This is a genomic window from Bacillus sp. 41-22, from assembly GCF_025809295.1.
GTDB classification, from domain to species: Bacteria; Bacillota; Bacilli; order Bacillales; family Bacillaceae_G; genus Bacillus_A; species Bacillus_A mycoides.
This window is the reverse complement of the sequence record NZ_CP084035.1, coordinates 429,642-441,645: the sequence shown is the minus strand read 5'-3', so window position 1 is coordinate 441,645 and position 12,004 is coordinate 429,642. Positions and strand designations below refer to the sequence as shown.

At 36.7% G+C, this 12,004-nt stretch carries 13 protein-coding genes and 1 other annotated feature; of the genes, 3 read left to right on the top strand and 10 right to left on the bottom strand.

Annotated elements, in window-relative coordinates:
* Positions 1-21: 21 nt before the first annotated feature.
* Together LCF45_RS02280 and LCF45_RS02275 are read right to left on the bottom strand one after the other, a co-directional pair.
* Complete coding sequence (locus LCF45_RS02280; RefSeq protein WP_002029589.1) at positions 22-618, bottom strand: TerD family protein; 597 nt, start codon at positions 616-618, stop codon at positions 22-24.
* A gap of 128 nt (positions 619-746) precedes the next feature.
* Positions 747-1,625: an ROK family protein gene (locus LCF45_RS02275; RefSeq protein WP_002124997.1), complete on the bottom strand. Its 879-nt coding sequence runs from the start codon at positions 1,623-1,625 to the stop codon at positions 747-749.
* Between the two features lie 233 nt (positions 1,626-1,858).
* Between LCF45_RS02275 and LCF45_RS02270 the strand changes: the two genes are divergently transcribed.
* The gene (locus tag LCF45_RS02270) at positions 1,859-3,097 is read left to right on the top strand and encodes a cell wall anchor protein (RefSeq protein ID WP_263894499.1); all 1,239 of its coding nucleotides are present in this window, start codon (positions 1,859-1,861) and stop codon (positions 3,095-3,097) included.
* A 268-nt stretch (positions 3,098-3,365) separates the two neighbouring features.
* Here the strand turns inward: LCF45_RS02270 and proS are convergent, their stop codons facing one another.
* The gene (gene proS / locus LCF45_RS02265) at positions 3,366-4,796 is read right to left on the bottom strand and encodes a proline--tRNA ligase (protein WP_263894498.1); all 1,431 of its coding nucleotides are present in this window, start codon (positions 4,794-4,796) and stop codon (positions 3,366-3,368) included.
* Positions 4,797-4,841: 45 nt separating this feature from the next.
* Positions 4,842-5,049: a binding site (T-box leader), on the bottom strand.
* 93 nt (positions 5,050-5,142) lie between these two features.
* Complete coding sequence (locus LCF45_RS02260) at positions 5,143-5,436, bottom strand: YesK-like family protein (protein ID WP_002124993.1); 294 nt, start codon at positions 5,434-5,436, stop codon at positions 5,143-5,145.
* Positions 5,437-5,590: 154 nt separating this feature from the next.
* Between LCF45_RS02260 and LCF45_RS02255 the strand changes: the two genes are divergently transcribed.
* The gene (locus tag LCF45_RS02255) at positions 5,591-6,904 is read left to right on the top strand and encodes an alkaline phosphatase family protein (protein ID WP_002124992.1); all 1,314 of its coding nucleotides are present in this window, start codon (positions 5,591-5,593) and stop codon (positions 6,902-6,904) included.
* Between the two features lie 108 nt (positions 6,905-7,012).
* A complete protein-coding gene (locus LCF45_RS02250; RefSeq protein ID WP_002169236.1) occupies positions 7,013-8,296 on the top strand; it encodes an MFS transporter in 1,284 nt (427 codons plus the stop codon).
* A gap of 75 nt (positions 8,297-8,371) precedes the next feature.
* Here LCF45_RS02250 and LCF45_RS02245 read toward each other — a convergent pair whose 3' ends face one another.
* The 6 genes from LCF45_RS02245 to LCF45_RS02215 all read right to left on the bottom strand — a co-directional run bounded on the left by LCF45_RS02245 (position 8,372) and on the right by LCF45_RS02215 (position 11,813).
* Positions 8,372-8,566 (bottom strand): helix-turn-helix transcriptional regulator, encoded by a 195-nt coding sequence (locus LCF45_RS02245; protein WP_059038048.1) that lies wholly within the window; start codon positions 8,564-8,566, stop codon positions 8,372-8,374.
* A 126-nt stretch (positions 8,567-8,692) separates the two neighbouring features.
* Positions 8,693-9,910: an MFS transporter gene (locus LCF45_RS02240; RefSeq protein ID WP_002124988.1), complete on the bottom strand. Its 1,218-nt coding sequence runs from the start codon at positions 9,908-9,910 to the stop codon at positions 8,693-8,695.
* Between the two features lie 66 nt (positions 9,911-9,976).
* Positions 9,977-10,558: a TetR/AcrR family transcriptional regulator gene (locus LCF45_RS02235; protein WP_002124986.1), complete on the bottom strand. Its 582-nt coding sequence runs from the start codon at positions 10,556-10,558 to the stop codon at positions 9,977-9,979.
* A 293-nt stretch (positions 10,559-10,851) separates the two neighbouring features.
* The gene (locus LCF45_RS02225) at positions 10,852-11,103 is read right to left on the bottom strand and encodes a hypothetical protein (RefSeq protein WP_000394370.1); all 252 of its coding nucleotides are present in this window, start codon (positions 11,101-11,103) and stop codon (positions 10,852-10,854) included.
* A 13-nt stretch (positions 11,104-11,116) separates the two neighbouring features.
* Complete coding sequence (locus LCF45_RS02220; RefSeq protein ID WP_002063639.1) at positions 11,117-11,431, bottom strand: thioredoxin family protein; 315 nt, start codon at positions 11,429-11,431, stop codon at positions 11,117-11,119.
* 10 nt (positions 11,432-11,441) lie between these two features.
* Positions 11,442-11,813, bottom strand: a complete 372-nt coding sequence (locus LCF45_RS02215; RefSeq protein WP_002010200.1) for a DnaJ family domain-containing protein — start codon at positions 11,811-11,813, stop codon at positions 11,442-11,444.
* Between the last annotated feature and the right edge of the window lie 191 nt (positions 11,814-12,004).

The following is a 12,004-nucleotide window of genomic DNA, read 5'->3' as shown; positions in this document are numbered from 1 at the left end:
ACAATTCCTCCTTGGTTTATCTTATTGGTAACGTGATACAATCTCACTTAAGTTTTTATCTTGTGTTCCTTCTCCAACTGCTGAAAACTTCCATTCGTTTCCGTCTCGATACATTTCCCCTGCAATTAAAGTCATTTTGCCAGCGTAATTATCTGACAAGTTATAACGTGCTAATTCTTCACCTGTTTGTGGGTTTTGAATACGAATATATGCATTGCGAATCATCCCAAAATCTTGACGACGATTTACACAGTCATAAATATTTACAACGAATACTAAACGATTAATACGGCTCGGAACTTTATGTAATTCTACGAAAATTGTTTCGTCGTCACCAGCGCCTTCACCTGTTAAATTATCTCCTGAATGAATGATACTACCACAAGTAGAAAGTTTGTTGCCGAAGTAAACTAGATCATTTTTGTTTAAAAAACGATCCCCTTCTAACATAACAACAGATGCATCACAATCTACACTTGGTTTACTTCCAAATAAAGAAGACAGAAACCCACCTGATTGCCCAATTGGATCCCAGCCTAAGCCAACCTGCAGTTTCGCTACTCTCGGTTGTCCTTTTGTTAAATCAATCTTTTGTCCTTTTTCTAAAATAATAGGCATGAAGTTTCTTCCTTTCTACAAAGCATTTTCCAAATCGGAAAACATTGTATTCTCCTCTTATATTGTAGCATTATTTATCTAATGAGAAAAAGGATAAATTCTCAATTATATGAAAACAGATACTATATTTATTTATACTGATGTAATAAGTGGTAAATAGAACCAATCATTCCTGCACAATTGCCGCTTTGCGCAAGTTTAATCTCACAATTACTATAAATATCTTGATTTAAGTATGTTCCTATCTCTTCCTTCACTTCATTTAAAAAATCATCTCCTCTTTCAGTAATTCCCCCACCAATAATAATCATTTTCGGATTAAAAATATAAGCAAGGTTACTAATTCCAATCGCCAAATGTTTAAAGAAAATCTTCACGGCTTGAATAACACTGCTATCACCCTTATCATATAATTCGAAAATTGTTTTACCATCCCACTCCTTTTCACCTTTATATCTTCGTACGAGATGAATTAATCCCGAAATTGAGGCAACCTCCTCAAAAGTATTCCCTTCTATTAACATGCTCCCCCATTCCCCAGCGCCAAACGAATGTCCACGGTATAACTCCCCATTTATAACAATTGCTCCACCAATGCCCGTTCCAAGCGTAAGCATAATAAAATCGCTTTCTCCCCTCCCTGTACCTTTCCATTTCTCGCCTAAGGCCGCACAATTAACATCATTTTCAATAGATACAGGAACTTTTAATACTTCTTGTAGTCTCTCAACAATAGAAATATTAGCATAACGCGGAATATGATCCACACCTCCCGTTATAACTCCTTTATCAATATCAACAATTCCCGCTGTACTAATACCAATTCCGGAAATAGTATGTTCAGTCATTAACTTTTTTGATAAATATATAAGCTTTTGAACAATTTGTTCCCCGCCCAAGTGAATTTCTGTTGGGACCTTTTTATGTATTAGTACTACCCCTATTTCTGAAACAATTCCATATTTAATTTGCGTACCACCAATATCAAATGCAATATACTCTTTCATCCGTTACCACTTCCTCTACTATTATGAGTGTAAATTCTCCATCACTCTACTATATTCACATTAACTCTTTTCTCCCTTTAGAAATACACCTCCTTTTTCTTATGAAGTGGACTTGTTCAGTGCCCTCCCTTTTTCTATATATAGTTTTTTTGCATAAAACTCTTTTTCCTATGAAATATTACAAAGGGGTGTATTTTAGATGGAACAATAATTTTTTCTTCAGGAGGAAAACAATGACAAAAATCTTCATTTTAGCATCAACACTTTCTTTATCCTTTTTTAGCGGCTTAAATATTGGTAATGCTGCAACTGAAAACTTCAATCCAATAACAAACGCTATTGTACAAAATAACGATAATTTAGCAGAAGGTAATTCAAAAGATAATAATAAACCTCCAGGAAACAATGGTTCTCAGGACGATAGTGGTTCTGACGGCAATGGTTCTGGTGGCAACGGTTCTGGTGGCAGTGGTTCTGGTGGCAACGGTTCTGGTGGCAATGGCTCTGGTGGCAGTGGTTCTGGTGGCAATGGCTCTGGTGGCAGTGGTTCTGGTGGCAACGGTTCTGGTGGCAGTGGTTCTGGTGGCAATGGCTCTGGTGGCAGTGGTTCTGGTGGCAACGGTTCTGACGGCAATGGTTCTGGTGGCAACGGTTCTGGTGGCAACGGTTCTGGTGGCAGTGGTTCTGGTGGCAGTGGTTCTGGTGGCAACGGTTCTGACGGCAGTGGCTCTGGTGGCAGTGGTTCTGGTGGTAACGGTTCTGACGGCAATGGCTCTGGTGGTAGTGGCTCTGGTGGTAACGGTTCTGGTGGCAACGGTTCTGACGGCAATGGTTCTGGTGGCAACGGTTCTGGTGGCAATGGTTCTGGTGGCAACGGTTCTGGTGGCAACGGTTCTGACGGCAATGGTTCTGGTGGCAATGGTTCTGGTGGCAACGGTTCTGGTGGCAGTGGTTCTGGTGGCAACGGTTCTGGTGGCAATGGCTCTGGTGGCAGTGGTTCTGGTGGCAATGGCTCTGGTGGCAGTGGTTCTGGTGGCAACGGTTCTGGTGGCAGTGGTTCTGGTGGCAATGGCTCTGGTGGCAGTGGTTCTGGTGGCAGTGGTTCTGGTGGCAGTGGTTCTGGCGGCAACGGTTCTGGTGGCAGTGGTTCTGGTGGCAGTGGTTCTGGTGGCAGTGGCTCTCAGGGAGGCAACCGTGTTAAAGGCGACAGCAGTTCTCAAGGTGGCAATGGCTCTCAGGGAGGCAACCGTGTTAAAGGCGACAGCAGTTCTCAAGGTGGCAATGGCTCTCAGGGAGGCAACCGTGTTAAAGGCGATAGCGGCTCTCAAAGCGGTAACGCAAAAGATAATGCAACAAAACAAGGCAATAAATTGCCTAATACTGCAACGCATTATCCTGCATCTATTTTAATTGGTCTTTCGACATTCCTAATTGGTGTGTTACTATTTATTCGTCGTAAAAACGCAAAATAAAAAAATCATCCTTCCATCTAAAAATACATGAAACAGATTATAAAGTGAAACTTTAATCAGTGGGGATTTTGTTCATCCCCCACTGATTATTAACCTTCACCAATCGGGCTTTTACGGGCAGCAGGGCTCCCACCTAACTTCTTTGCTCCAGCCGAATTTTGAAGTGGGAGTTTTACTGCCTGGCAAATAGCGGGATAAAACTAAAAAGGACTTTGATTGCATTTTATTATGCAATCAAAGTCCTTTTTGCCATCTAGTAGAAAGAGCATTAATACGCTTTTCCCCAATACACCATCTGCTTCGCTTTTTTACTACAGCAAATACATTCGTCAGCTAAACTTTCTTGTTCGAACGGAATACAACGTGAAGATACTCCAACTTCTTCTTTTAATTTTTCTTCACAAGCTAGTTCTCCACACCACATCGCTTTAATAAATCCTTGCTTTTCATCAGCCGCTTTTTTCATCTCTTCGAAATTCGTCACACTATACGTATTCTCATCGCGAAATACTTTTGCTTTGCTAAATAAAGAATTGTGAATTTCCTCAAGTAGTACTGGAATGCGTTCTTCTAATTGATCCATTGATATAAACTCTTTTTCTTTCGTATCTCGCCTTACAAGTACAACTTGATTCTTTTCAATATCCTTTGGACCAACTTCTAATCTAATTGGAACACCCTTCATTTCATACTCATTAAATTTCCAGCCAGGTGTTTTATTGCTAGCATCTATTTTTACACGTGCAACCTTCTGAATACGTCCTTGCAACTCTGTTGCTTTTTCTAACACACCTTCTTTGTGCTGAGCAATAGGAACGATAACAACTTGTACTGGAGCGACTTTTGGCGGCATTACAAGTCCGTTATTATCGCTATGAACCATAATAAGTCCACCTATCATTCTTGTTGATACACCCCAAGATGTTTGATGTACGTATTGCCATTTACCGTTACGGTCTAAAAACTTAATATCAAATGCTTCAGAGAAATTCGTTCCAAAGTTATGAGATGTTCCTGTTTGAAGTGCTTTTCCATCATGCATTAAACTTTCAATCGTATAAGTTGCCTTCGCTCCTGCAAACTTTTCTTTTTCTGTTTTTTGCCCTTTAATAACCGGAATCGCTAAATACTCTTCACAAAAAGCAGCATATAGATTTAAAATATTTAATGTTTCAATTTGAGATTCTTCTGCCGTTTCATGAATCGTATGACCTTCTTGCCATAAAAATTCAGTTGTACGAAGGAATGGTCTCGTCGTCTTCTCCCAACGAACTACTGAACACCACTGGTTATATAACTTTGGTAAATCATTATATGATTGAACAATTTTTGAAAAATGCTCACAGAATAGAGTTTCAGATGTAGGACGTATACAAAGTCTTTCCGCCAATTTCTCATCTCCGCCATGAGTAACCCATGCTACTTCAGGAGCAAATCCTTCAACATGATCTTTCTCTTTTTGTAATAAACTCTCTGGAATAAACATTGGCATGTACACATTTTCATGACCAGATTCTTTTAATTTTTCATCCATCACTTTCTGCATATTTTCCCATAATGCATAACCGTATGGACGTAAAATCATACAACCTTTCACACTTGAATAATCAACAAGCTCCGCTTTTTTTACAATATCGGTATACCACTGAGCAAAGTCTTCTTCCATTTTCGTAATGGCTTGTACTTGTTCTTTTACCATAGTTATTCTTCCTCCTTTAGAAAATAGAAAAAGCCCGCGTCCCCAAATAGGGACCGAGCTTTGTCGGCGTTACCACCCTGATTCATACACAAAAAAATTGAGTATGCTCTCTTTTTGATAACGGGAATTTCCCGCTGCATATGCAGAACTCAAAGGTAGGTTCCATATCGCCTCTTTAAGAATCTTCCAGCCAAAAGGATTCTCTCTCTGCAAAAAGGTAAGACATGTACTATTCCTTTTTCATCGTTATAACAAAATAAATTTGTTGAATATCATAATATAAATTTTATTTCAAAACAAGAGCCAATTTTCTTATTTTTATACATTATTTTCAATTATCACTGTTTTATACGTAACTTTTCCGAACTATTTTTACAAGTTGATGAGCAACCATACCAATTAGTGTACCAATTAAAACGAAGAAACAAATAAATCCGTATCCCATTCCTTCCCAACCACCAATAGCGATCATTGTTACAGGAAAGAAAGCTAAACAAAGAAGTACTAAACTAAGTGCAAATATAATATCAAACTGTTTGTCTGGAAAACGTTTCTTTAGTAAATATGACATAAAAAATACAAGGAGAACGGTGACTCCACCAATGATGTAAAAGATACCAAATCCATCTAGCCAATCCATAGTATTCCCTCCTTCCATTCATTCCCTTATACTTATTATATGTTTAATTTTTCTGAAAATAAATAACAAAATTTTATTCAAAAATATATTTTTATTACCAGGTATTAATAGTAATATATAAGAATAGGTTTTATATAATCAGGAGGGAAACTTTATGGATAAAGCATTAACAAATCGCGTCATTATTTTATCTTTTGACTGCTTATCAGCTTTAGATTTTCCTATATTACAAAAACTACCTAATTTCCAAACTTTAATAAAAAGGGGCGCAATTGCGAAAAAAGTGGAGCCAATTTATCCTTCTGTAACATATCCAAGCCACTCAACAATCGTAACCGGTAATTATCCTAATAAGCATGGCGTTGTCAGCAATACATTACTTCAACCAGGACGTGAGTCACCAGATTGGCATTGGTACCGAAAGTCCATTAACGGGACAACTTTATATGATGAAGCACGCAAAGCAAATTTAACGACAGCAGCCCTTCTATGGCCTGTTACTGGAAGAGCAAATATCGATTACAATTTACCAGAAATTTTTCCAAATAGACCGTGGCAAAATCAAATTTTAGTTTCATTATTTAGCGGTAGCCCGCTATATCAATTAGATTTAAATCGTCGTTTCGGCCATATACGAAATGGATTGTCACAGCCTGAGCTTGATAATTTCGTCCTTGCTTCTGCCGTACATACAATTCAGACGAAAAAGCCTAATGTTATGTTTGTACATTTTACTGATTTAGATACTCAAAGACATTACCATGGCTTCGAGTCTGAGGAAACAGTAGCTGCAATCCACAGACACGACGAACGCCTCGGAAAAATTATCCATACATTAAAAGAAAGTGGTATATACGAAGAAAGTACAATTATTGCACTTGGTGACCATAGCGCTTTAAGTGAAAACAAAGCAATCCAATTAAATGTCCTATTCTGTCAAAAAGGGCTTATATCCGTAAATAAACGTGGAAAAATACACGATTGGAAAGCTTATTGCCAAAGCTGTGATGGATCTGCCTACGTACATGTAAAGGATAAAAATGATACTGAAACGATTAAAGAGATTCAACTTCTTCTTGAAGAGCTTCTTCAGGATAAACAAAATGGAATTGAATTTATTCTGCACGATGAAGATGCAAAAGAACGTGGCGCTGATGGTAATTGCTTATTTATGCTAGAGGCCATGGAAGGTTATTACTTCATTGAAAATTATACAGGTGATTTCATAAAAGAAATTAATAAAGAAGATGTTAATTCTAGTAAGAAATATACATTTGGAACACATGGATATTCCCCAACAAAACCTAACTATGAAACAATTTTTATGGCTGCTGGGAAAGGCATTCAAAGCGGCGTTACAATTCCGTATATGAGACTGATTGATGAAGGTCCGACTATCGCTAGGTTACTCGGTTTGCACTTAGGTGAAACAGACGGCGCAATTGTAGAGGATTTACTTCAATTGTAAAGAACTGTGTATATATGTAAAAGTTATGTAAAAATCATCACTGTTTCTCTTTTTATAATTTTTATTTTTGTACACTGTTAGTAGAAGAAATTTAAGGGGGAACATTATATGAAAAAAATGTCCAGACAAGAAAAAAGCTGGATATTGTACGATTGGGCGAACTCGGTATATTCGCTCGTCATTACAACTGCATTATTTCCAATTTACTTTAAAGCAGCTGCAAAAGAAGCTGGACTATCTGGCGCAACTTCAACAGCCTATTGGGGATATGCAAACTCGGTCGCTACACTTTTAATTTCTATACTCGCTCCTATTCTCGGCACAGTTGCTGATTATAAGGGATTTAAAAAACGATTTTTCACATTCTTCTTTGGACTCGGTATCGTATTTACAAGTATGCTAGCAATTGTTCCAACATCTCAGTGGTACTTATTACTAGGATGCTATATGCTCGCATTAGTTGGCTTTGCTGGAGCAAATATTTTTTATGATGCATTTCTAGTAGATGTTACCTCTGGAGATAGAATGGACCGAATTTCTACGCGAGGTTTTGCATTAGGTTACATTGGGAGCACAATTCCTTTTATCGGTTGTATTGCTCTTATTATTCTTGCTCAAAAAGGAACTATCCCCTTATCAGTCGGAATTGCTAGTCAAATTTCCTTTGCAATAACAGCTCTTTGGTGGGGACTATTTACGATACCAATGCTAAAAAATGTAGAGCAAACACACTATATTGAACGTCATCCAAGACCAATTGCAATGAGCTTCAAGCGCCTTGCTAATACGTTTAAAAATATTAAAGAATATAAAACTGTATTTATGTTCCTAATAGCTTACTTTTTCTACATTGATGGGGTAGATACAATTATCACTATGTCTACTGCTTACGGAACAGATCTCGGTATTAGTGCAACCAATCTATTAATCATCTTATTTGTAACACAAATTGTCGCTTGTCCATTTGCTTTATTATATGGAAAACTATCGGAAACATTTACCGGTAAAAAAATGCTATATGTCGGCATTATCATTTATATCATTATTTGCACATATGCTTATTTCTTAAAAACGACGTTTGATTTCTGGATTTTAGCAATGTTAGTTGCTACTTCTCAGGGCGGGATTCAAGCACTTAGCCGTTCTTATTTCGCAAAACTAGTACCGAAAGAATCTGCAAATGAATTCTTCGGATTTTATAATATCTTTGGTAAATTCGCAGCAATTATGGGTCCGGTATTAGTAGGTGTCACAACACAATTAACAGGAAAAACAAACGCTGGTGTCCTTAGTATTATTGTCCTATTTATTATCGGTGGATTCTTATTAACTAGAGTACCTGAAAATGATACGTCCGTTACACCACCTAATCCGAAAACTAAAACAATATAAGAGAAAGATCCCCTTCACACAAGAAGGGGATCTTTCTCTTATATTTTTAACGATAACGCCCTACAATTAAAAACTCTAAAGCTTGTACAAAAATAGTTTATCGACAGTTGTTCCTAATACTTCTGCTAACCGGAATGCTAGTGCTAAGCTTGGATCATATTTATTATTCTCAATTGCATTTATCGTCTGTCTTGATACGTTACACTTATCCGCTAATACACCTTGTGAAATATTATTTGCAGTGCGCAATTCATAGATTTGATTTTTCACACCGTTTCCTAACCTGTAAAATCGTTTTTACATCATCAGTATATAGTTGGGGCATGTCATTGTCAAAAGATTGCCACAAGAAAAGGGAGCAATTCTGCTCCCTTACAATAGCTATTTCGAAACTAATCAATTCGTCATTTCCTCTCGATTCACAATATCTTCTTTCTTTATTTGCATACGTAAAACCGGACCTATCGCAAATAAAATAAGTGCCATTGCTATACAAAATACAGTAACTAGTGAGGTCATCTCCTTCAATCCTCCAGCTAGTGAAGTTCCAATTAACATTGCCCCCATGAACAGTGGTAAAATCGTTCCATTTACTCTGCCAATCATATTTTCTGGTACAAGTTGAATCATAAGCGTACCGACAACGATATTGACACAGGCTAAACAAATACCTGTTCCAAATCTCATGAAACTAGTAATCCAAAATGATGTAGATAACCCTTCTACTAAAAATGACATCGCTAATATGCTCATACCGAATACAAACATCTTTTTCGGATTCACTTTTGAAGCGAAAACTGCAGCAACAATACCACCAATTAACATACCGATTCCATCAGCTGCGGCTAAATATTGAACGGCTTCTTTTTCCATTCCAAGCCGTTCTATTACAAGAAACACTTCTAATGGATTCGTTAGTCCAACAGCTAAGCCCATAATGGTGAAAGTGATCGTAATCATACGTAAATTTTTCGTATGAAGAACGTATTTCCAACCTTCTTTTATATCATTTTTTAATGAACCTCTCGCCACTTGCTCTTGTTCCACCCATTTTGGTAAAAATGAAAGAGCGATAGCAGATAACAAAAATAAAATAATTAAGCTATATAGTGACGTAAATAAACCAAGTTGTGTGTACACAAGCGATCCTACCACTGGTCCAAAAATCATAAATAGCGACTGTAATGTTTGATTAAATGCAATCGCATTTGCTACCTGTTCTTCTTTTACATAGCGTTTAAATATACGCGAAGATGATGGCTGAGAAAACTGACCTACAATCGCGGAAATGAGTGTTGCAAAAAATATAGCCTGCCAATAATCCAGCTTTAACAACAAGACAATTCCTACAATAGACAGTACACTTAATACATCTCCAGCAACCATCGTTCTTTTCGGATTCCAGCGATCAGCTAGCGCCCCACCGATAAACGAGAAAATAAAAATAGGTGCATATTCCATAACCGATAATAAAGAAACTGAAACTGGATCATTATTCGTTCGCTCCATTATGAAATACAAAAGAGCCATATTTCTGATCCAAATTGCAAATTGTTGTAAAATATCAGATGCCATAACGAGCATAAATGCTCGGTTTTTAAATAAAGCGTTCATTTTCATTCCCCTTTCATAAACCGACCGTTCGGTCTAATTTATTTTGTAAGAAAAGCAACTGACCTATTATTCAGCTGCCATTCCTTTTAACAATACATCTATTGCCTTTTTATAAATACGTTTCAGCTCTTTATAATCTAACTCGTAGTAAAGTACTCCAAGCCCCGATAATAATCCATTCACAATATACATAAGATCACGCGTATCATCTTCTTGAAACTCTCCAGACTGTATACCTGCTTCAATTAATTTCTCAACCATAACATATGATTCTCTAGTTAAAGCTAACAGTTCATCCAGAATTTCTTTACTTACAACTTGGCTCATAGAGAATTCCTCTATTGCATTTGAAATGGGTTGCTGTATGTCCTCTACATAATATTCCGCGAGACCATATAGTTTTTCAGTACTAGTACTATACAACTTCTCTTTTTCATTCCATTTTTCAAGCCAATCATACGTATGCTGTTTCACTACAAATAAAAATAATTCTTCTTTACTTTTAAAGTGATAATAAATGCTTCCTTTACTTCTCTCTGTAATTTCACAAATCTCTTCCATAGATGTAGCTGCATAGCCCTTCTGTGAAAACAGACTTTCTGCTTTATAGGCAATTTCTTTCTTTATCTCTTCTGCGCTTCTTCTCATATTCACACCTCTTTAAACCGACCGTTCAGTCTAATAATAACAAATAAAAAACCTCTATCGCAAGAGGCTATACTCCTTATTTAAGAAAACGTACTTTCAAACCACATTCGAATCATATGTATTATTCCAAATTTAAATCCTCATTTAGTAAGAAATACGGTTCCCTTTTCATTTCCCCTAGCATGTTAAAAATATTTAATCAAACGTTTGTTTAACTGTTTTTATGCATATGTAAGCCAACTAATCAAACGTTTGTTTAAAAAGAAATACGCCCCCTATAAGGCGTATTCTCATCAATCACCACCGCCTCCACCACCGCAGCTACCTCCACTATCTCCACCAAAAGAACCTCCGCAATCATGTGAACCGCCATCGTGCGAGCTATCATTATCCGATCCAGCAAAGAAAAATAATGGTGATGAGCTGTTGGATGAATTATGAATGTTATTTTGTTTTGTAAGATTTACCTTCTTTTTGTTTGATCGAACTGCTGTTACGATCGTTCCAACTACAACAAATAATAGTATGACAATAATAAATTCCATATAAAAGCCTCCCTTAATCTTCGAATAATTGAATGGTTCTCTCTAAATTTTCAAGTGAAATGAAGCGCGATTCACGAAGGATCTCTTTTCCATTATAAAATAATAAAACTGTTGGCCCTGTAAATACTGCATATCGCCCCGCAATCTCTTGCATGTCTTGTAGTAATATTTCTACTTTCTCTACGTAATCATAATTCTCTAATACGCAATTTACTTTTCTTAACATAACATCACAAACACCACAATTTTCCGTTTTAATAAACAGCAGTACTAATTGTTGTCCTTCAATATATGTCGCTAATTCTTCTATCGTTTCAAATGTATTCATCTTATCCCTCTTAGCGTAATTTACGAAATACTTTACCCTGATACATACGAAAAGCTGAACTATCTTTAATCTTTCTCTTTTCCATTACCTGCTGAAAACGCAGCGTTTTTGCTGTTAACTCTTCTTGTAATTCTTTTCTCTCTACTTCATCATAACAGCACGCAATTAAGTCTTCTATTTTTAATATATCTTTTTGTAGTTCCATTTCTGGTGGAATCATACCTGCATTTTTCAAGATTTTATAACTCATTCTAAGTTCTGGAGGTACCATTGAAAGGTCTTCTAATTGTAGTGGTTTTCCTTTCCCCGGAATATGATCGAGATCACCATTCCGTATTGCTTGTCGAATTTTTTCTTCAGCAATGTTCAAAAAGACATCCACACCATTCGCTCCTTTACATATTTTTACTATTATTTTACATGATATTTTCTCATCTTGCTACGCTATTACAAATTGACTTTATACAATTTTTTCTCAAATTTAATTACAAGGAGCCTTTTCCTCCCTAATCAATATTTTATTTTCATGTGTAGTCTGTATTAGAGCCATTTAATATTGAGAAAATCTTTGTG